General features: G+C 71.7%; 18 protein-coding genes. 11 read left to right on the top strand and 7 right to left on the bottom strand.

The window, feature by feature from the left end; genetic code table 11:
- The first annotated feature begins 29 nt into the window (after nt 1–29).
- Nucleotides 30–308: a hypothetical protein gene (locus tag ACIBO2_RS29925; RefSeq protein WP_397301075.1), complete on the top strand. Its 279-nt coding sequence runs from the start codon at nt 30–32 to the stop codon at nt 306–308.
- An 88-nt stretch (nt 309–396) separates the two neighbouring features.
- Nucleotides 397–1,605, top strand: coding sequence for an alpha/beta hydrolase (locus tag ACIBO2_RS29920; protein WP_397301072.1), 1,209 nt, complete (start codon nt 397–399; stop codon nt 1,603–1,605).
- Nucleotides 1,606–1,609: 4 nt separating this feature from the next.
- On the opposite strand, the gene ACIBO2_RS29915 is transcribed toward ACIBO2_RS29920, so the two are convergent.
- Complete coding sequence (locus tag ACIBO2_RS29915; RefSeq protein WP_358542384.1) at nt 1,610–5,599, bottom strand: hypothetical protein; 3,990 nt, start codon at nt 5,597–5,599, stop codon at nt 1,610–1,612.
- A 329-nt stretch (nt 5,600–5,928) separates the two neighbouring features.
- Nucleotides 5,929–7,086: a hypothetical protein gene (locus ACIBO2_RS29910; RefSeq protein ID WP_358542381.1), complete on the bottom strand. Its 1,158-nt coding sequence runs from the start codon at nt 7,084–7,086 to the stop codon at nt 5,929–5,931.
- 37 nt (nt 7,087–7,123) lie between these two features.
- On the opposite strand from ACIBO2_RS29910, the gene ACIBO2_RS29905 reads away from it, so the two are divergent.
- Nucleotides 7,124–7,288: a hypothetical protein gene (locus ACIBO2_RS29905; RefSeq protein WP_358542378.1), complete on the top strand. Its 165-nt coding sequence runs from the start codon at nt 7,124–7,126 to the stop codon at nt 7,286–7,288.
- A gap of 9 nt (nt 7,289–7,297) precedes the next feature.
- Complete coding sequence (locus ACIBO2_RS29900; RefSeq protein WP_358542375.1) at nt 7,298–7,846, top strand: GNAT family N-acetyltransferase; 549 nt, start codon at nt 7,298–7,300, stop codon at nt 7,844–7,846.
- Here the strand turns inward: ACIBO2_RS29900 and ACIBO2_RS29895 are convergent.
- A complete protein-coding gene (locus ACIBO2_RS29895; protein ID WP_358542373.1) occupies nt 7,843–8,484 on the bottom strand; it encodes a hypothetical protein in 642 nt (213 codons plus the stop codon). The two genes, ACIBO2_RS29900 and ACIBO2_RS29895, sit on opposite strands and share 4 nt — an antisense overlap.
- 129 nt (nt 8,485–8,613) lie before the next feature.
- Between ACIBO2_RS29895 and ACIBO2_RS29890 the strand changes: the two genes are divergently transcribed.
- Entirely contained in the window at nt 8,614–9,381 is a 768-nt protein-coding gene (locus ACIBO2_RS29890; RefSeq protein ID WP_358542370.1) for an SDR family NAD(P)-dependent oxidoreductase, read from the top strand.
- A 69-nt stretch (nt 9,382–9,450) separates the two neighbouring features.
- On the opposite strand, the gene ACIBO2_RS29885 is transcribed toward ACIBO2_RS29890, so the two are convergent.
- Nucleotides 9,451–10,083, bottom strand: coding sequence for a helix-turn-helix domain-containing protein (locus ACIBO2_RS29885; RefSeq protein ID WP_358542368.1), 633 nt, complete (start codon nt 10,081–10,083; stop codon nt 9,451–9,453).
- 60 nt (nt 10,084–10,143) lie between these two features.
- Between ACIBO2_RS29885 and ACIBO2_RS29880 the strand changes: the two genes are divergently transcribed.
- Nucleotides 10,144–10,434 carry an antibiotic biosynthesis monooxygenase gene (locus ACIBO2_RS29880; RefSeq protein ID WP_358542365.1) on the top strand — a complete coding sequence of 97 codons (291 nt, stop codon included), beginning with the start codon at nt 10,144–10,146 and terminating at the stop codon, nt 10,432–10,434.
- Nucleotides 10,435–10,555: 121 nt separating this feature from the next.
- On the opposite strand, the gene ACIBO2_RS29875 is transcribed toward ACIBO2_RS29880, so the two are convergent.
- The 3 genes from ACIBO2_RS29875 to ACIBO2_RS29865 are packed head-to-tail and all read right to left on the bottom strand — an operon-like array spanning nt 10,556 to nt 14,458.
- Nucleotides 10,556–11,992 carry an aldehyde dehydrogenase family protein gene (locus ACIBO2_RS29875; RefSeq protein ID WP_358542363.1) on the bottom strand — a complete coding sequence of 479 codons (1,437 nt, stop codon included), beginning with the start codon at nt 11,990–11,992 and terminating at the stop codon, nt 10,556–10,558.
- A 1-nt stretch (nt 11,993) separates the two neighbouring features.
- Complete coding sequence (locus ACIBO2_RS29870; protein WP_358542360.1) at nt 11,994–13,223, bottom strand: P1 family peptidase; 1,230 nt, start codon at nt 13,221–13,223, stop codon at nt 11,994–11,996.
- Nucleotides 13,224–13,276: 53 nt separating this feature from the next.
- Complete coding sequence (locus ACIBO2_RS29865) at nt 13,277–14,458, bottom strand: M20 family metallopeptidase (RefSeq protein WP_397301065.1); 1,182 nt, start codon at nt 14,456–14,458, stop codon at nt 13,277–13,279.
- 252 nt (nt 14,459–14,710) lie between these two features.
- Here ACIBO2_RS29865 and ACIBO2_RS29860 point away from each other — a divergent pair, with 252 nt between their 5' ends.
- From ACIBO2_RS29860 to ACIBO2_RS29840, 5 genes are all read left to right on the top strand, one after another.
- Nucleotides 14,711–15,682 carry an adenylate/guanylate cyclase domain-containing protein gene (locus ACIBO2_RS29860; protein ID WP_358542355.1) on the top strand — a complete coding sequence of 324 codons (972 nt, stop codon included), beginning with the start codon at nt 14,711–14,713 and terminating at the stop codon, nt 15,680–15,682.
- Between the two features lie 11 nt (nt 15,683–15,693).
- The gene (locus tag ACIBO2_RS29855; protein ID WP_397301062.1) at nt 15,694–16,227 is read left to right on the top strand and encodes a SigE family RNA polymerase sigma factor; all 534 of its coding nucleotides are present in this window, start codon (nt 15,694–15,696) and stop codon (nt 16,225–16,227) included.
- Nucleotides 16,224–17,246: a hypothetical protein gene (locus tag ACIBO2_RS29850; RefSeq protein ID WP_397301059.1), complete on the top strand. Its 1,023-nt coding sequence runs from the start codon at nt 16,224–16,226 to the stop codon at nt 17,244–17,246. Before ACIBO2_RS29855 ends, ACIBO2_RS29850 begins: the two co-directional genes overlap by 4 nt.
- A gap of 31 nt (nt 17,247–17,277) precedes the next feature.
- Nucleotides 17,278–18,267, top strand: coding sequence for an LLM class flavin-dependent oxidoreductase (locus ACIBO2_RS29845; RefSeq protein WP_358542346.1), 990 nt, complete (start codon nt 17,278–17,280; stop codon nt 18,265–18,267).
- 129 nt (nt 18,268–18,396) lie between these two features.
- Complete coding sequence (locus tag ACIBO2_RS29840) at nt 18,397–20,538, top strand: choice-of-anchor J domain-containing protein (RefSeq protein ID WP_397301057.1); 2,142 nt, start codon at nt 18,397–18,399, stop codon at nt 20,536–20,538.
- Nucleotides 20,539–20,561: the final 23 nt, after the last annotated feature.

Genomic DNA, 20,561 nt, shown 5'->3' with positions numbered 1-20,561 from the left:
AACCGCGCGGCCGGGGTAGAGGCGTCCGGGTGAACTATCACGTGATCAGGATCCCGGAATCCCACCTCTCCCCCGGCCTCATCCTCGACGCGCCGGCCGATCCGGTCGACTTCCTGCTGGTGTTCGGCGGCGACGACGCGGAGTCGCGGGCGCGGCTCCTGACCGACGACACCGGGCGGCCGGTGCTCCGGGTGGGCGGGTACGTGACCGGCCGGGGGACCGTCGTGCAGGAGCGGCTTTGGGCGGTGCGGGAGATGGCGCCACGCGACGGCCACCTCCGGCTCCGGCTGGGCGACTCGCTCACCTGACCGGAGGCACCAATACCGGAGGCACCAATATGGGGCACCATTGGCGGTTTCGGTCGCCCTTACGGGTGGTTTGGGCTAGTTTCGCCCTGTGCGTGCTCTAGCCAGACGGGCTGGTCGGCTGCTGACCGGGCTCGCGATCCTGGCGCTCTCGCCGATCGCGGGCCTGGCGGCGCTGGCCGGCATGGCGACGATCGGCGCCCCGCCGGACGTCTTCGCCATCACGGGGCTCGCGGTGTTCGCGTCGGTGTTCTTCCTCGGCCTGCTGCTGTGCGTGCCGAGACCGCGCCCGATCTGGGGGCGCTGGCTGCGGGCCCTGGCCATCCTGTCGGTGGAGGCCGCCGTGGTCTGGCAGGTCACGGCCGCCACCCTGCACGCCCCGCCGGACGCGTCCGCGCCGCCGCCCGCCGTGGCCGGGCAGCGGGAGTGGCGGCTGGCGACGGGCTCCGAGCTGGCCTACGTACGGCTGACGCCCAAGCGGGCCACGCGGCCGGATCCGGTGGTGTTCCTGCACGACGGGCCGGGCACGGCCGACCTGGCGGGCGACTCGGCGTTCCTGGCCGGGCTGAGCACCGACGGCTACACCGTGTACGCCTATGACCAGCTAGGCGCGGGCCGATCCGCACGGCTGACGGACCCGCGAGGGTACGGCCTGACTCGCGACGTGGCCGACCTGGAGGCGATACGGCAGGAGATCGGCGCTCGGCGGCTGATCCTGATCGGCCACGACTACGGCGCCCGGCTGGCCGCCGCCTACCTGGCGGAGCACCCGGACCAGGTGGCCAAGGCCGTCCTCACCTCCCCGGCCCCGCTCGACGGCCAGGAGGCCGCCTCCCCGTTGCCCCTCAACCCCCCGGAAACGGCCTCCCCTTTGGCTTCGAAGGCGGCCTCTCTGCTCGGCCTCAACCGCCCGCCGTCGCCGCGGCTCCTCGCGGTCTACACGCTCCTGCGGGCCGACCCCCAGGCCGCGCACGCCTTCGCCGGAGACCGCGAGGTCGAGACCGCCTACGGCAGCGGCTACGCCGGCCTGGCCCAGCGCGCCGCCCCGGACGGCCTGCGCCGGGGCCTGGCGGCCTCGACCGTGCCTGCCCTGATCGTCAAGGGTGTCCACGACCGACGGACCTGGTCGGCCGCCGCCGACTACCGCGCCACCCTCCCCCGGGCCGAGCTCGCCTACGTGGCGACCGGCTCGTACCGGGGCAAGCCTTACCTGAACGTCCTGCGCGCCTTCCTGGCGGGCCGACCGGTGCGGACCTACGACGGCGCGGGCCCGCCCCCCGGCTACCTGGGCCCCCGCTGACGGCTCAGGTTTTGGGGGTGCCCGTGGCGCAATGCCCGACCTTGGTCCCCGCCACCTTCCACTCGGCGCCGGGGAACGGGGACATGAAGTGCGTCAGCAGGTCCACCGCGTAGTCGGGCACCTGGCCGCCGGGGTCGAGCAGTGACACCATCTGCGGGCCGTCCGCGCCGCGCAGCGTGATCGAGTTCGTGCCGTTCGCGGCGAAGCCCGGCTTGGCGTCGACGGTCAGGCAGGCCAGCTGCACGCCCACCGCGCTGATCGCCTGCTTGGCGCCGATGCGGCGCATCCGCTGGTCGTAGCGGCGCAGGGCGAGCGAGGTCACCGGGCCGATGCGGACCGCGTCGCGGAAGATGTCGTTGCCGAGCTTGCGGCTCAGCTTGACGTTCACGTTGACGTCGGGGCGCAGGCTCACCCCGCTCGCGGCGAGCGCGAGGCGGCCGTAGTTCCCCTCGAAACCGGGGGTGATGTAGCCCAGCGCGGGCGGCGCCTTCATCCCGAACGGGATCTTGCCCGGCCTGATCCGCAGCCACGCCATGCGGCGGATGTCCAGCGACAGGTCCTTGATCGTGCTCTTGCCGAGCCCGAAGTCGCCGCCGACCTGGTAGGAGAGGAAGCCGGTGGTGTACGGGATCTCCTTGCTGACCGCGATGCGCTGCCGCGCGACCGGGTCGACGGTCAGCCCGCCGCGCACCTGGACCCGGCCTGTCGGCACCGGCCGGGACACCAGGTCGAGCGACTGGTCCGGGTTCAGCCGCACGGTGGTGTCGGCGGCCAGGTCGGTGACGTCGAGCGACACGTCGCCGAGCCGCCCCGTCCGGTCGATCAGCCCGCCCTCCACGCCGAGGTGACCGTCGAGCGTGTTGACGCCGCCCAGCGCCTTGTAGGTGAGCGTGGGCACGCGCAGGTTCGCGCCGGAGGCGTCCGCGTCCACGCCGAATCGGGCCGGCACGTCGCCGAAGCGCAGCTCGCCGGTGCCCGCCCCGTCCACGGTGACCTTCGCGCTGAGGCGCTTGACGGCCGCGGAGTTCGTGACGCGGATGCGGGTCTGCGCGCCATAGCTGCCCTGTACGGCGACGGCGGCCGGGACCGGGTCGATGGCCACGTGACCGCGCAGGGTGCCCGCCTCGGCCAGCAGGTCGAGCGAGCCCAGCGTCGCGGCGGGCTCGATCCGGTAGTTCGCTTGTATGGCGTTGCCCTGCGTCACGTCGAACGGGCCGACGGACATGCTGGTGATCTTGGAGGGCAGTCCGGTGAGCGTGGCCCGCGCCTTGATCGGCACCGGCGCCAGGATCGTACTGGCCAGGTAGACGCCCAGCGAGCGGCGCTTGGGCGTGAATCCGGCGAACGTGAACGTCTTCTTCGCCAGATCCACCGTGACCTGGTCCGGCAGGCCGGACACGTCAAGGTAGCCCTGGACGCCGAAGCAGCCGCGCTCCGTACAGAAGGCGCCCTGCCCGCAACCGGCGGACCCGGCGACGCAGCCGCCGTCCACCAGCGAGATGCCGCCGGGCACGCCCGGGGCGGCCGCCATGTTCTTGAGCGCGCCCGCCTTGCCGAGCCAGGCGCGGGCCGTCACGTCGAGCCGGGACCCCGAGTACGTGAGCGCGCCCCCGGCCGCCGAGACCGCCAGGCGGCCGGGCAGCGGGCCGAGCCTGCCGAGCAGGCCGAAGCGCAGGTCGCCCCGGGTGACATCGGTGTCGAGGGCGAGCGTCTGCCGGGCCGCCTTGAAGTCGGCGGTGAAGCCCTGGTCCCCCGGACTGAACTCGACCGTGCGCAGGCCCTTGACCCGCACACTCGCGTCGAGGTCGCCGGTGGCCTCGTCGTAGTGGGCCGACAGGTGCGGCCCGGCGGGCACCTTGACGCCGTCGTGGTTGGCGAACGCCACGGCCGCCGAGCCGACCGGGCCCGACAGCCCGCGGAAGCGGTAGGCCGCGCCGCTCCAGGAGGCGTCGAAGCGGGCGGGCACGCCGCTCACCTCGGCGGCGGCGGTGATGTAGCGGCCCTTCACGTTCGCGCGGGCCAGCGCGGAGACCGAACGCACCGGGCCGTCCGAGGTCCAGGTCAGGGTCTTGGCGGCGGTGTCGGCCACCAGCTGGACGTGCTTGCGCACCCCCGACACCTCGGCCAGGACGTCCTCGCCCTGGGGCTTGGTGACGTGCGCCTTGTTGGCGTAGATGCGCGCCCTGCCCAGTGTGGAAGAGGAGGCGATGTCGACCGTCGAGCGCTCCCCCAGCTCCCAGCCGGCCTTGACGTCATCGTGCACGCCTTGGATGGTGCCGTCGATCGTGGGCCCCGACCGGGTGTCGGTGTAGGCCGCCCTGATCTTGTCGATCACGCCGCTGGCCTGGTAGACGGCCTTGCGCGCGGCCGGGTCGAGGGTCACGTCGACCTTGGCGGGCGTGTTGGAGATCTCCAGCCTGGCCAGGCGGGTGCCGTCGATGCTGGCGGCGCCGAGGAAGGACCGGCCGCTGGCGCCGACCTCCAGCTGGGCGTGGGGCGCGGCGCCGTACGTGACGTCGAATCCGGACAGGCCGGTCAGCAGCCCGGACACACCGACGGCGTCACCGTTCTTGATCATCGTGACGTGGCTGCCGCGCGGGCTGGAGACGGCGCCTCCGTCGCGCTGCAGCACGACCGCGAACCTGCCGATCTTCGAGCTGGTGGTGTGCGTCACGCGATGCTCGGCCAGGTCGTTCACCAAGCGCACCTTGGCGGGCAGCCCGCTGAGCTCGGCCCGCAGGACGGTCTTGGCGGCGGCCCGGTCGAAGTAGAGCAGCTTGGCCGACCCGGCCCGCGGATGGCCCGAGTCGACGGTCAGGATCTGCTTGCCGTTCGTGGCGGTGTAGGCGGCGGTCATGGACGGCGGGGCGCCGCGCACCTCGACGCTCGCCGCCCGGGCGAGAGCGCCGTCGGCGTAGACGTAGTTGTGCAGCTCGGCGTGGCGGATCGAGGTCGTGCCGCTGAAGCGGAGCCGGGCGCCGTCCTTGCCCCGGGTCAGCCCGATCTTGGCCTTGGTCGGCATCTTGTCCAGCGTCGCCTGGGTGTAACGGCTGCCGCTGACGGCCAGCGCGTCGAGCCTGGCGGCGGCCGAGCTGGTGACGTCCAGGGTGGTCGAGTCGAGGTCCACGTCGACCGCGAGCTTCTCGGTGGCGGGCGTCTGGCGCAGGCTCACCACGCTGCGGCCGGTCAGCCCGGCCACGATCGCGGCAGAGGCTCCGGGATCCGTACGGTCGACGCTCGCCTTCACCCGCTTGCCCGTGAGGTCGACGGTGAAGGTGCCCCAGTCGGCGCCGGACAGCGAACCGCCCCGGTGCAGCCCGTCGAAACCGACCGACACCCGGCCGTCGTACTCCGCCCAGACCTGCGCCTTGAGGTTCGTCTCGGCGCCGGGCAGCCGCCTGACCGCGAAGCCGAGCCCGACGGAGGAGTCCTTGGGACTGGCCGTAGGCACCAGGTCGGCGGCCAGGTCCGGCATGCTGTCCCCGGTCACGTCGGCGGCGGCGGGCACGCCCACCGGGCGGGTGACCGAGCAGGAGACCGGTACGGCCTCGCTCTCCACGCAGAGCCGGTAGGTCAGCGCGGAGACGACCTTCTGGGAAGCGAGCCGGTCGAACAGCCCGGCGACCGGGTTCTTCACCGCCAGCGTGGCCGCCTGGCCGGTGTCGGGCAGCAGCCGCTTGGGATCGGGCCGCTGGGCGCCGACGCGCTTGGCCGCCTCGGCGGTGATCTCGTTGACGAGCGTTGGGCCGGCGGGCGTCGTCACCTCCGGTGCCTGCGGGCCGACGGACTCCGAGCCCGCGTCCCTGCGGGCCGGCGACGCCTCCATCGGCACGTTCACGGCCGCGGGCGCCGGCTGCCGTACGGCGGGCACCGGGCGGATCTTGGGCCCGGCCGCCTGTGCGTTCTGCGGCCGTTCTTTGTTGTACGGCCGTTCGTACGACGGCGCTGCCGCGTGCGCGGTGACGGGCACGACCACCAGGGTCGCGCTGATCATGGAAGCGGAAACGAGCACGCGCCCCAAGGCGTGCCATGGATACCGCACGGAACAGTTACCCCCGAAGCGGTCTCAATCAGCCCATCAGAAACATAAGTCACGACACGACCACACTTCATCACTCACCGTCAAATCGGATCCGACATGGGACCCCAACCTCGGCAAATGTCCGGACAGATGTTCTGGCACGACCTGGCACAACCGGAAAACGGGCGAGCGGGAAGGAACGGCGGCCAAGACGACGACGGCCCGCTCACGCGCTATTCGGTGAGCGGGCCGTTCGGGGAGCGGGCTGTGCTGAGAGCGGGCCGGTGCCGGTTACGGGCGGTTCAGGGACGCCTGAAGCCGGTGATCTCGCGGCCCCCGATGGTGGTCGGCCGGCTGGCGTCGGCCATCCGGTACCAGGCGAGCGCTCCCGCGGCCACCGCCGGCGCGAACTGCGCGCAGGAAAGGATCACCATGGCCAGCCGCGTGCCGAGGAACTCGGTGACGGGACGCAGGGCGGGGCTGAACCGGGCCGCGATTCCGGCGCCCGCGATGGCGGCCAGGCTGACGGCGGAGAATGCCAGCGCGATCTGGTGAATACGGTCGAGGTCCCGGACCGTATCGGACAGCGCGGCGGACAGCCGGCGTGTTCTCTCGGTCAGGTGATTGCCCGCGGCGATGAACTCGACCAGCCTCAGGTCTGCGGAGTCCTTGGCGAGCCCGTCCCAGGACGCGGCGATGGCCTCCCGGACGGCCCGGGTGTCGTGTCCGAAGATCTGTCCGAAGTCGTAGGCGATGTTGTCCCAGGCCGAGATCGCGCGGTCGATGTCCTCGTCCGAAGGCACGATCATGGAGAGCCAGGCGAGTCCGGCGGCCGCCGCCGTATAGGAGAACGCCTTCGCGTACGTCAGGTTCCTCAGCGTGGCCTGGCTCCGCTCGGCGATCTTCGACAGCCTCTCTGCACGAGCCTCAGGACTGGACCGGAAGGTGTTCCACACCGCGGCCCGATCATTGCCCGCACGGAGCAGTGCCTCCTCCTTCTCGTACGCCACGGTGAACCGGGCCGCCAAGCCCGTCGCCGCGACGCCCGCACCACCGGTGAACGACCACGAAAAGGGCGTCTCGAAACTATAGGGATCATCATCGAAGTAGGTTTCGGGTATCTCGGCGGGCTTCGCCTCCTGCGATTCGACCACGGCGGCGAGCACCGTGCGGGCGTTCTCGCTCTCAGCCGTGCTGTAGCCGTCCTCGGTCTTCTTCAGCAGGCCGGCCAGGGTCGTGGCCTCGTTGTCACCGTGGCGGAACTCCTGCTTGAGGTCTTCCCAGGTGTTCATGTACTCGTGCCGGGCAGGCCACTCGCACGCCGCGCTCAGGGCGAACATGCCGAGCGAGACCCGATATGCCGCGTAATATGTCGAGCCCAGACCTTTCGCCGCCGATTCCAGGCTCATCGTCGCGTTCGCGAAGCCGCCCTTCTCGAAGGCGTATCCGTCACGAGCCATGTGATCATCCCATCGCGTAGCGGCTTGTATCGCAACTGTGATCACACGCTATCGGTTCGAGGAGTTCCGCTCGGACGGCGCGGAAGCCGTCGTCGCGGCCGGCCGCGGCCGAGATGTAGACCTGGTCCGCGGTGCCGCCTTCGAGCAGGCGGGCCTCAATCACCCGGAAAACCGGTCGAGGGACCGCGGCCCCGGTGGCTAGCGTGTGCGCGTGCACATCTACCTGGAGACCGACCGCCTGACCCTGCGCCGTTTCACCGAGGCCGACGCCGAGGACCTCGTCGAGCTGCACAACGACCCCGACGTGATGCGCTACCTCAACGGCGGCAAGCCCACCCCGCGCGAGGTGATCGTCGGCGAGACGCTGCCCGTCTTCATCAGCGGCGGCCACTTCTTCGCCGTCGTCGAGCGGGAGACGGGCGAGTTCCTGGGCTGGTTCCTCCTGCGGCCGCCCAAGGACGGCGCCGACGACGAGCTCGAACTGGGCTACCGGCTGCGCAAGTCGTGCTGGGGCAAGGGCTACGCCACGGAGGGCTCACTGGCCCTCATCGACAAGGCGTTCGCCGAGCTGGGCGTCCGCCGGGTCTTCGCCCTGGCGATGTCGGTGCACCGCGGCTCCCGGCGGGTGATGGAGAAGTGCGGGCTCCGCTTCGTACGGACGTTCTTCCCGGACTGGCCGGACCCCATCGACGGCTCCGACCAGGGCGAGGTGGAGTACGAACTGCTCAGATCGGACTGGACGGCCCGCACGAAGCGCTAGGCGCTGAGCGCCGGCGCGGCGGGTCCGCGGCCGAGCAGCAGCGCCCCCAGCCACAGCACGGCCATCCCCACCGCGACCAGCGCCGAGTCACGGCCGACGCCGAGCATCGCCACGGCCAGCACCACGACCCCGGCCGCGACGACCACGGCGCTGAGCGAGGTGGCCCGGTGCAGCACCGCCATGATCCCGGCCAGCACCAGCAGGGCCACGAAGAACAGCTGGGCCCCCACCGAGTACACGACCAGCTCCACCCCGGGATACTCCCGCACCTGGTCGAACATCGCCCGCATCGCCGCCCCGTCCGCCGAGGTGAACCCGGCCACCAGGTCGATGACGAGCTGGGCCACGTTGGCCAGGACGCTGAACAGCGCCACCCCGGTCGCCGCCCACACGGCCGCCTTCTGCCCGCGAGTCGTGGGCGCCGCCATCCGCCGCAGCTCCAGCACCATGACGCCGAACAGCAGGAACCCGAACAACCACACCGCGTGCGCCGCCGTCCACCACGGACCGGGCACGAGATCGCCGCCGATGGGACGCATGAGCAGCCAGCCGCCAAGGAAGGCGGCGGGGCCGGCGGTGAAGGAGGCCCTGGCGACGCTGTTCGCGAGGCTGTTCGCAGGGGTGTCGGTGGAGATCATGCCACCACGATGCCGCGCCGCCCCGGCCCGCATCATCGGTGATCGCCCCTGACCTGTCCCTGGGAATCGCCGACTCCATCTCAGGGCAGACCTGGTGTACTGGTCAGACCAGTTGCTAGGCTGGTCGCCATGACGGCATACGACGCGTTGTTCCGCCTGGATGGGCGGCGCGCAGTGGTTATCGGGTCCGGAAGCGGGATCGGGCGAGAGTCAGCGCTGGCACTGGCCGCGCACGGTGCCGAGGTGGTCTGCGCGGACCTGGATCCCGCCGCCGCCGAGGAGACCGCGAAGCGGTGCGGCGGGGCGGCGTCGCGCGGGGTCGATGTCCTCGACGCGGCCGCCGTGCGGGCCCTCGCCGCCGAAGCGCCCGCCGACGTGCTGGTGTTCACCGCCGCCACGAATGTGCGCAAGCGGCTGCTGGACTACTCCGGCGAGGAGTTCGAGCGGGTCGTACGCCTGAACTTGCGAGCCTCGTTCGACGTGGTCCGCGCGTTCGGCGCCGGGATGGTGGAGCGCGGGCGCGGGTCGATCATCGGGTTCGCGTCGATCCGGGCATCGGTGACCGAGCCAGGCCAGGGCGTCTACTCCGCCACCAAGGCCGGGCTGGTGCAGTTGCTGCGCACCGCCGCCGCCGAGTTCGGCCCGTCCGGCGTGCGGGTCAACGCGGTCGCGCCGGGCGTGGTCGAGACGCCACTGACCCGGCAGATCAAGGACGATCCCGCCTGGTACGACGCGTACGCCGCCAAGAGCGCGCTCGGCCGGTGGGCGCGGGCGGAGGAGATGGCGGGCGCCGTGGTCTACCTGGCGAGCGACGCGGCGAGCTTCGTCACCGGCTCCGTCCTGTACGTGGACGGCGGCTGGACCGCCGTGGACGGACGCTTCGACCCGCCCAACTGAGCAGCCGACGCGTGACCGGCGTCGCCAGACCAGGACCCGCAGCATCGGGCCAGGACCGACGTCGCCAGGTCAGGGCCGGCAGAGTCGGCCGCGCAAGGTCTCGCCGACCCAGCTCTCCCAGCGCTCGCGTGACCAGCCGCGCTCCCGGACGAACAGCAGGTACAGCTCCGGGCTGAGCAGCCCGTACAGCACGTCAGCGACCTCCTCTTCCGTCAGGTCCGCTCGAGCGCCCGGCTTGCCGGCCAGCGCCTTGGCCGCCCTTCGCTGGACGACGTAACGCGGGTCGACGTCGTGCGGCCACAGGGCGGCGACCTCGGGGTCGCTCGCGGCCGCCGCCTCCAGTACCTTGCCGATCGGCGCGATCCGCTCCAGGACCGCGGTCGCGCCCGCGACGTAGGCGCGCAGCATGTCCTGGGCCGTGTCGGCGGCCAGCGCCGCGACGTACCACGGCCGGTCCATCGTCGCCACCGGCTCGTCGTCACCCGCGATCGTCACGTCGACCAGTTCCTTCAGCAGGGCGCGCTTGTTGCCGAAGACGAAGTAGATCGTCTGCACCGCGACCCCGGCCTTTTCGGCGACGTCCTGCAGATTCGTCGCGCCGTATCCGTCCTGCGTGAACAGCTCCAACGCCGCAGTACGGATGCGCCGGCGCGTCTCCTTCGCCTTCTCCGCCCGTTTGTTCGGCCGCTTGACATCGCTCATGGCTAGAGTCTATCTCTAGATTACATCGCTAGAAGTCAACTCTAGAGGAATGGTCCAGCCATGTCAGTCATCAGCGTCACCCGTTTCCAGGCCGATCCCGCCGAGGCCGAACAGGTCCGGGCCCGGCACGCGACCCTGGTCTCCGCGGTCAGGGACAAGCTGCCCGGCCTCACCGAGGCGCGCCTCGGCCGGCTCGACGACGAGACGTGGGTCGGCGTCTGGCGTTGGGACTCGGCCGCCAGCCTGCGAGCGGCCCGCCAGACACTGCCCGGCACCGCCGCGGCCACAGCGGCGTTCGGGGTGGCCCGCGACGTCACCGCGGAGGACATCGAGATCCTCGACGAACTCTGACCCCGGTCCCGGACCCGGTCCCGGCCCTGGGACCTGAGACCAGGGCCGGAGCCCCCGACACGCTCACCAGGCGACCGAACCGGTCTGTCCAACCTCGCGACGCCGAGGACCCCACATCCCCTCAGGGCCGAATGATCGCCATCCGGGTCACCGTGAGCTCCTCGATGGCGAAGCGGGGCCCCTCCCTCCCGGCGCCCGAGTCCTTGACGCCGCCGTACGGCATGTTGTCCGCCCGGAACCCCGGCACCTCGTTGACCACCACCCCACCCGCCTCGATCCGGTCGATCGCGGCGAAGGCCGTGGCCAGCGAGCGGGTGAACACGGCGGCGTGCAGGCCGTACCTGGAGGCGTTGACGGCGGTGAACGCGGCGTCCAGGCCGGGCACCGAGCGTACGCACACCACCGGGCCGAAGATCTCCTCGTCCCAGGCGGCGGCCCCGTCGGGCACGTCGGCGAGCACGGTGGGCGCGATGGCCCGCCCGTCGAGCCCGCCGCCGGTGACGAGCGTCGCGCCCGAGTCGCGTACCCAGCCGAGCACCCGCTCGGTCGCGGCAGGGTCGATCAGCGGCGCCACCCGGGTCCGCGGGTCGCGGGGGTCGCCCACGACCACGTCCTTCATCCGCCCGGCCAGCAGCGACAGGAACTCCTCGCGCGCCGGCTCCTCCACCAGCACCCGCTGCACCGAGATGCACGCCTGCCCGGAGGCGTAGTAGCCGCCCCGCACCACCGCCGCGGCGGCGGCCTCCAGGTCGGCGTCGGCCGCCACCACGAGGGCCGCGTTCGACCCAAGCTCCAGCAGTACCTTGGTGGGCGCCGCGCTCTTCGCGATGGCGTGCCCGGCCGCCGCCGAGCCGGTGAACGACACGGCCCCGATCCGCCGGTCCTCGACCAGCGTCCGGCCCACCTCGACGTCGCCAGTGACGAGCTGTACCCCGGCGGGCGGCAGCGCGCCCGACTCGCGAAGAAGATGGACGAGCCAGAGCGTCGCCAAAGGCGTCGCGGGCGCGGGCTTGACGATCACCGGGCAGCCCGCGGCCACGGCCGGGGCGATCTTGTGCGCGGCCAGCAGCAGCGGGTAGTTGAAGCCGGTGATCCCGACCACCACCCCGATCGGCCGCCGCGTCCAGAACCCGATCAGCCCCTCCCCCGACGGCAGCAGGTCCAGCGGCACGGTCTCGCCGTGGAGCCGGGCCACCTCCTCAGCGGCGGTGAGGAGGGTGACCAGCGTCCGCGCCACCTCGACCTGGCAGTCGACCAGCGGTTTCCCGGTCTCGAGGACGAGCAGGCGCTCGAACTCCGCACGCCGTGCGGCCAGGGCGTCGTGGGCGGCCATGAGCGCGGCGCGGCGGGCGTGCGAGGGGAGCGCGGCCATGGCGGGCGCGACCGCCAGCGCGGCCTCGACGGCCTGCCGGGCCAGCGCGGTGGTGCCGACGGGGGCGGCCGTCACCACCGAACCGTCGTACGGGAAGACCACGTCGGCGGTGTCCTCGACCTCGACCCACCCGTCACCCACGGGCAACCCGCCGGGCCAGTTCCCCGGCCAGTCCTGAAATGTCACGCTACTTCCCCCAAGCGCTTGGAAACACGTCTCGATACGCGGGCGCGCCGTCGCGGCCGGTGGCGGCGAGCATGGCGTGCGCCACGGCCCGGCTGAAGACATCGGCCCCGGCGGCGAGCACGTCATGCAGCCCAGCGGCACCAGGCGCGTTCCTCCCGGCACCAACAGGCGCCGGCCCGGCGGCGCCGTCAAAACCCTGGGCGCTCCCGGCAGCGCCTTCAAGGCCCCGGCTGCTCCCGGCCGCACCCTCGAAGCCCACGGTGCTCCCAGCAGCGCCTCCGAGGCCCACCGTGCCGGGTTCCGGGTTGTCCGGCGCCGTAGGCCCGAGGAAGGGGAAGGGGAGGGCGCAGGTGGACAGGCCGAAGATGGTGTCGCCGTCGACCATGGTGTGGGCGGGTCTGATCGCCCGGGCCAGCCCGTCGTGCGCCACGCCGGCCAGTTTGCCGCACTGCGCCTTGGTGAGCGTCAGATCGGTGGCCACCACGCCGATCGTCGTGTTGAACGACGTCACCGTGGCGCCCGGCCAGGCCGCCACCTCGTCCTCACCGGGCTCGCGGAGGTGGTCGAACTCGCCAGGCAGTCCGTAGCGGGTCCCGGACAGCCGTCCGCCGGTGGGGTCCAGCACGGACCCGACGGCGTTGACGACCGCCAGCGCGGCCACGGTGACCCCGGAGGGCAGGACGACGCTGGCCGTACCGATGCCGCCGGCCAGCCCGCCCGCCACGGCGCCGGTGCCCGCCCCGACCGACCCGCACGTCCATGGGTCCGGGCCGTGGGAGTGGGCGGCGGCGTCGTACGCCTCGGCGCCCAGCGAGCCGTCCGGTACGGCTCGGAACGCGCCGCCACGGCCCAGGTCGTAGATGACGGCGGCGGGCACGATCGGCACCACTCCGCCCTCCACCGGGAAGCCGATCCCCGCGTCCGCCAGCCGGTCCATGACCCCGCAGGCGGCGCTGAGCCCGTACGCGCTGCCGCCCGTCAGGACGATGGCGTGCACCCGCTCCACCAGGTTGCGCGGGTCGAGGAGCTCGGTCTCCCGGGTGCCCGGCGCGGCTCCCCGCACGTCCACCCCGGCCACCATGCCGCCGGGCGGCGCGAGCACGACGGTGGTCCCCGTGCGGTAACCATCGCCCACCCGCTGCGCGTGCCCGACCCGCAGCCCGGCGACGTCCACCAGCGAGTTCGTCGCCCCGGCCGTCACGACAACGCGCGGCTGAGCTCCGGCAGCCACGCGAATCGGGCCTGACCCGCCCGTCTCACCACGGACCGGCTCTCCCCCGGCCGTCACGACGCGGACCGGGTCAGGAAGCGCCAGGCCGCCTCGGCGAACACTCGGGTGCATCGCACGATCTCCGCCACCTCCACGTACTCGTCCGCCTGATGCGCGATCCACTTGCCGCCCGGCCCGTACACGACCGACGGGATCCCGCCCCAATGCGTCAGCACGGTGCCGTCCGTGGATCCGGGCACGCCGCCGTAAACGGGCGCGGCGCCCGTCACGTGCTGGTGCGCGGCGGCCAAAGCGACCACCACGGGGTCGGAGACGGGCACGTCCACCGGCGGCCGGTCCACCAGGATGGACACCTCCGCCGCGATCCCCTCGAAGGCCGCCAGCGCGGCCACCCGCTCGGCCACCGGCTTGTGCTCCACGCCGGGGATCGTCCGCACGTCGATGAAGACCGACGCGGTCGCGGGAATGACGTTCACCTGCTCCTCGGTCCCGGCCCGCACTACGGTCGGCGTCACGTACACCTCGCCGAGGTGCTCGTGCGCGGGGTGCAGCCCCTGCAGCTCCGTCTCCAGCGCGCGCAGCGCCACCAGCAGCGCCCCGACCGCCTGGACGGGGTTGCGGCCGTGCTGCGGCATCGCGCCGTGCGCCATCTTGCCGGTGAAGTCGACCCGCAGCCGCAGCGCGCCCTTGGCGACCGCGCAGATCTCCCCGGCCTCAGGTTCGGCCACGATGGTCCCGTCCACGTCGGCCGCCAGGCCGGAGGCGACGAAGTGGTGGGCGCCGAGCATCAGGCCCTCCTCGTCGGCCAGCGCGCACACCTTGATCCGCCCGGGGAACGGCCCGGCCAGCTGCAGGGCACGGGTGGCGTAGAGGGTGGCGGCCAGGCCCGACTTCATGTCCGCGCTGCCGCGCCCCCACAACCGCCCGTCGCGGATCTCCCCGCCGAACGGGTCCACGGTCCACGTCGACAGGTCGCCCTCGGTGACCACGTCGGTGTGCCCCTCGAACATCAGCGTCGGCCCGTCACCCCCGCCGCCCTCGACCACGGCCACGACGTTGGGCCGGCCGGGCGCGGCCTCGTCCACGACCGGCTCCCATCCCCACTCGCGCATCTTGGCGGCGACCAGCTCGGCGGCGGGCCGCTCGTCGCGGCCGCGCGCCGGGTCGTTGGTGCTCGGGATGCGGACCAGCGCCTGGGTGAACTCCACGACCCCGACCTCATCCACCTCGATCACAGCAATCCCTCCAATGTCGGTACGGCCTGCGGCAACGTCCGCGTGCAAGCGTGCGGCGGCGCGGACCTCCTCCACGGGCCCGGTCTGCACGATCGAGCCGCCGTTCATGACCGCGACGCTCTACCTGTCGGCTAGTGCACTGGTCGGACCAGTAGGCTACGCAGATTGCCAGTCCGCGGCGGCTCGGGTCAAGGGGCCTTCATGGGTGCTCCGCCCGGCGCTACTGGAGTAGCCAGGTGTTATGTTGCGGTCGTGGCGCGCGAGGATCCCGACGGACTGACGGAGGCGTTCCTTCGCGAGCCCCGTCGTTACACCAGCCACCAGGTCGCCGACATGGCCGGTGTCCCGGTCTATCGCGCCCGCAGGTTCTGGCGCGCCTTGGGTTTCGCGAACGTCGCCGACGACGCCGTCGAGTTCACCGACTCCGACGTGGCGGCCCTGCGGACGCTGCTCGGCATGGTGAGCGACGGGGTCTACGACGAGGAGCACGTACTCCTGATGGCCAGGTCCCTGGGCCGGGCGACGGCGCGGCTGGCCGAGTCGCAGGCCGAGCTGGGCGCCGACGCGCTCGACCAGGCGGGCGTGCCGCTGAGCGAGCGGCCGCGGGCGTGGCGCAGGCGGGCGGATCGGGTGATGCCCGACCTGGCCCGGCTGCTGGTCTACGCGTGGCGGCGCAACCTGGCCGCCTCCGCCCACCGGCTGGCCGAGCAGGAGACGAGCGCGGCCCGGCTGACGGTGGGGTTCGCCGACCTGGTCGGGTTCACCAGGCTGAGCAGGCAGATCACCGAGACGGAGCTGGCCGGGCTGGTCGACAGGTTCGAGGGCCGCTCGGCCGACGTGGTGACCTCGGGCGGCGGGCGCATCGTCAAGACGCTGGGCGACTCGGTGCTGTTCGTGTCCGGGAAGGCGCACGAGGCGGCGGAGATCGGCCTGCGCCTGATCGAGACCCACGCCAAGGACAAGGGCATGCCGCAGCTGCGCGTGGGGCTGGCCGTGGGGCCGGTGCTCGGCCGGATGGGCGACGTGTTCGGCACCCCCGTCAACCTGGCCAGCAGGCTGACCGCGCTGGCCTATCCGGACACGATCCTGGCGGGCCCGGAGATGGCCGAGGAGCTGGAGGGCGACCGGGCCTTCGAGCTGCGCCCGGTCAGACGCCTGTCCGTACGAGGGCTGGGCGAGCTGGTCCCCTTCACGCTCAGCCGCCAAGTGGACGGGGCAACCTAGGTCCGCACTCGATGCGTCCCTACCGTCGACAGGCGACGACAGGCGACGACAGGAGGCGGTACGTGGCGGACCGGGGGATATATCAGGACTTCGTGGTCACTCGATCGGATCGGCTGTTACGCACGGCGTACCTGCTGACCCACGACTGGGCGAGCGCGGAAGACCTGCTCCAGGAGTCGCTGGCCAAGGCGTGGTTCGCCTGGGCCCGTGTGGAGGAGCCAGAGGCGTACGTGCGCAAGGTCCTGGTGACCACCTACACCTCGTGGTGGCGCAGGAGATGGCGACGTGAGCTGCCGAGCGACGATCTGCCGGACACCCCGGCAAGCGATCCGGTCTCCGACGACCGCGACGCGCTGTGGCGGGCCGTCGGCCGGCTTCCCGCCAGGCAGCGGGCGGTGGTGGTGCTGCGCTTCTACGAGGACCTGCCGGTGACGGAGGTGGCCCGGCTACTGGGCTGCGAGCCCGGCACGGTCAAGAGCCAGAGTGCCAAGGCGCTGGCCAAATTGCGAGTGGACGAGACGATCGTGAAGGAGCTGCACCGATGACCGTTCATGACCTGCGGGACGTCCTGCGCGAGCACGGTGACGGTCCATCCCCCGCCAACCTGGCCCGGCACGAAGAGATAGCGGCCCGCATCCGGCGGATCCGCCTGCGCAGGCGGATGCTGGGCGGCGGCGGGGTGGTCGCGGTGGCGGCGGCCGTCGCGCTGGGCGTCTCCCTTCTCCCCGGGCTTCTCCCCGGGTCGGCGGAGACGCGGCGCGGGCCCGCCGCCGAGGCCACCGCCACCCCCACGGGGCTGACGGGCTTGCTGCCGGAGCAGTTCACCGCCTCGGACGGCACGAAGTACCGGCGGATCGCCATCACGTCGATCAAGAGGACCGGGCCGACCAAGGTCTCGGTGACGATCCCGGTCTCCGGCAAGCCGCTCGACGTCGCAGCGGTCTGCGCGGGGCCGAACAAGGGCGGGGTCAGGGTGTCAACGAGTGCCCACGGGCCCGCATCCGCAATCTTCACCAGGTGCTCGAAGCGCATGGAACTGCAGCCGCTACCGGTGCCCGGCTCCACGAGCGGCACGAAGCTCACGGTCACGTTCGATGCGATCGACTGGGACTGTACGTCGCGAAACGGCAAGTGTGTGCAGCCGAAGACCGTCCCCGGCGCCTGGTCGCTGGCCGTGTACGAGTGGACGCCACCCGCGCGGCCGGTTGAGCCACCGCCGTTCAAAGACCTGCCGGACCACGTGGGGAAGGCACAGCTCGCGGAGAGGAAGACCGGCGTCTGGCCGCAGGAGAGCTCCGCCACGTTCAAGGTGCGAGGCAAGGCCGGCTTCGCCGCCGTGTGTACCGGAGACCTGGCCGGGCGCCTGCTGTTCAGCTTCGAGGTGGACGGCCGGCAGCAATTCGGCAGTCGCTCCTGCTCGTGGGAGGGCAGCGCATTCCCCTCGGCGGTGAGCGACTTCGCCAACCCCACGGACCGGACGACCACCGTCAAGGTCACCTGGACGATGCTGGGCAGCGGCACCAACCGCCCGGTCCGCTGGTCGTTCGGCGTCTACCGGAAGTAGTCACGCCCCGGTTCTGTTACCGACATACGTGATGAAGCTTTCGATCCTCGATCGCTCCCTCGTCCGCGAGGGGCACGACCCGGCGACGGCGCTGCGCGACACCGTCAGGTTCGCCCGGCAGGCGGAGGAGCTCGGCTACCACCGGTTCTGGGTCTCGGAGCACCACAGCGTGCCGGGGGTGGCCGGCTCGGCGCCGACCGTGCTGGCCGCCGCCGTCGCCGCGGCCACCGACCGGATCCGGGTGGGCACGGGTGGCGTGATGCTGCCCAACCACCGGCCGCTGGTGGTGGCCGAGCAGTTCGGGGTGCTGGAGGCGCTGAACCCGGGCCGCGTCGACATGGGGCTCGGCCGCTCGGTGGGCTTCACCGGCGGCATTCGCCGGGCGCTCGGCCATGGCAAGGAGGACGCCGACGACTTCGGCGGGCAGCTGGAAGAACTGCTCGGCTATTTCACCGGGGACCAGCGGGGGCATCCCGGTGTGCACGCGCTGCCCGCCGAAGGGCTGCGGCCGCAGGTGTTCGTACTGGCCATGGGCTCAGGGGCGGACATCGCCGCCGAACATGGGCTGCCGATGGTGATCGGCGGCGGCGGGGCCCGGCTGCGGGAGGCGACCTCGCGCTACCGCACCGGGTTCCGCCCCTCGGCCTGGGCGGCCAGGCCGTATGTCATCGTGGCGGCGAACGTCGCGGTCGGTGAGACGGGCCGCGAGGCGGAGCTGCTGCAGGTGCCGGAGGCGTGGGCGACCGCGCGCTCGCGCACGAGTGGCGCCTTCCCTCCGCTGTCCCCGGCCGAGCGGGTGCTGGCGGCGGAGATGACCGAGCGGGAGCGGGCGCTGTTCGAGGAGTCCCGCAAGGGGCAGATCCACGGCACCGCGCACGAGGTCGAGATCGAACTCGGCGCGCTGGTCGAGCTGACCGGCGCGGACGAGGTCCTGGTGACCATGAACAGCTTTGACCTGGACCGGAGGCTCGATTCCTACCAGCGGCTGGCTCGGATAGCCGAGCGAGTACGAATTCGATAAAGCTTTTTGGCAATTGACTTACTTGCGCGCCCATCCCTTGGTCAGATAGTCACATTTTGTCACCCTCGCTGACCACTCCAAGGGGGCTTCATGGGGCGCACCCGATTCATCGGAATCGCGGCCTTAATCATGGCATTACCGTTTTTGTCCGCCATACCGGCGCAGGCCGACCCGAAGGCTCCGCCGGCCAGCGACATCCGAGAGCTCTCCCGTAAGGACTTCAAGCTCGACGGCAAGCCCGTGGACGTGCCCGCCAAGTACGAGGCCAAGGCGCGGGCCAAGACGAAGGCCGCCGCCGACACCCCGCCGGTCGGCACGGTCCGGCAGTGGCTCGGACTGGACGACTTCAACGGCACGCTCTACCGCAAGGACTACACGCTGCGCGGGGTCGGCAACAACATCGAGGTCTGGGTCGCCAACGACCTGTCCTTCCCCGCCGGTGACTGCCGGGCGCAGATCGCCAACTCCACGCAGGTCACCGACGCGCAGGTGGCGGACCTGGTCACCCAGTTCGACACCAACATGTACCCGAAGGAGACCGCCACCTTCAGCACGCCGCCGGACCGCGACGGCACCAACGCCGTCCTCGGCCCCGACGCCAACGGCAACGGTGGCGTCTACACCGGCGGCGGCAACAAGACCGTCACCCTGGTCGACAACGTCAGGGACGACAACTACTACAGCTTCCCCGCCGCTCCGACGTACATCGCGGGCTTCTTCTCCAGCCAGTTCAACGAGCTGCTGGACCGCAACGTGATGACGATCGACGCCTTCGACTGGGCGCACCGCACCGGCGCGAACCCGCCCGACGAGCCGACCGCCGACCTGTGCACCTCACGCCCGGCCCGGCCACGCCAGTACGAGGGCACGTTCGCGCACGAGTGGCAGCACCTGGCGCACTACTACACCGACCCGCTCGAAACCACCTGGATGAACGAGGGCCTGTCGGACTTCGCGATGTCGCTGGTCGGTTACTCCAACCCCAAGGCGACCGTCAACGAGCGCGGCACCGACACCCACATCTACTGCTTCCAGGGCTTCGGCATCGTCCAGACGCCGTACAACACCAACCCGCGCGACTGCGGCGGCCCGGAGAACTCGCTCAACATCTGGGGTGAGGGCGCCAACGCCAACGGCGTGCTGGCCGACTACGGCAACGCCTACTCGTTGATGGTGTTCCTGTACGACAGATACGGCACGGCGTTCATGTCGGGGCTGCACCGTGACGGCACGCTGCAGGGCCTGGCGAGCCTGAAGGCGAACCTGGCGGCGGCGGGCGCCAAGAACATGTACCAGGTGATCCACGACTTCCAGACCTCCACCCTGGTGGACCGGATCGTCGGCGGCACCAAGGGCGTCATGCTCGGCGTGCCCAAGAAGCGCGTGACGACCGCCAGCCTGAACGCCACCGTCAACCTGGCGAACCCGGCCACCTACAAGACCGCCGGCGCCGCCCCCAACGGCGCCGACTACGTGCCGCTGCAGAAGGCGGACGGCAAGTTCCTGCGTGGGGCGGACCTGCGCTCGCTGTCGTTCGAGGGCGCCAAGAACCTGCCCGCCCAGCCGCTGACCTGGACCGTCGTCTCCGACGACCCGGACCGCGCGGGCAACCCGGTGCTGTTCTCCGGCAACGCCAGCAACACCAACGCCGCCGCCGTCACCAAGGTGACCGTCCCGGCCGCCGACCCGACACTGCGCTTCCTCGCCAAGTACGGGGCGGAGCAGGGATTCGACTACGGTTACGTGATCGTCTCCACCGACGGCGGCAAGACCTACACCTCGATCCCCGGTGACAAGACGGTCACGGGCCCGCTCGGCCCAGGCGTCAACGGCACCACGACCGGTTTCGAGCCGCACACCTACAGCCTGTCGGCCTACTCCGGCAAGGAGATCCTCCTCGGCTTCCGCTACGTCAGCGACGGCGGGGTCAACGAGGGCGGCTGGAAGATCGACGACATCACGGTCGGCGCCACGGCGGTCAGCGACGGCTCGTCGCTCGACCCGTTCGACTCGCCGACCGAGGTCTTCCCGACTCCGGTCGAGAACTGGAACGTCCGGCTGATCGGCCTCGACGAGAAGCACTCGGTGGCGCTGCAGCTGGAGTCCAACGGCAAGAACAGCGTCAGCCTCAACCGGCTGCAGCTGGCCACGATGCTGCCGTTCCCGACGGTGGTCGCGGTCGTGGCCTACGACGACTCGACGGAGCAGGTGGGCCAGTACGCGCCGTACACGCTCAAGGTCAACGGCGTCGTCCAGCCCGGCGGAAAGTGAGGGTATGACCTGAGAGCGCCCGC

The organism is Nonomuraea sp. NPDC050022 (genome assembly GCF_044460705.1).
Classification (GTDB): Bacteria; Actinomycetota; Actinomycetes; order Streptosporangiales; family Streptosporangiaceae; genus Nonomuraea.
The sequence above is the reverse complement of the archived record's forward strand: the minus strand, read 5'-3'. Positions and strand labels throughout refer to the sequence as shown.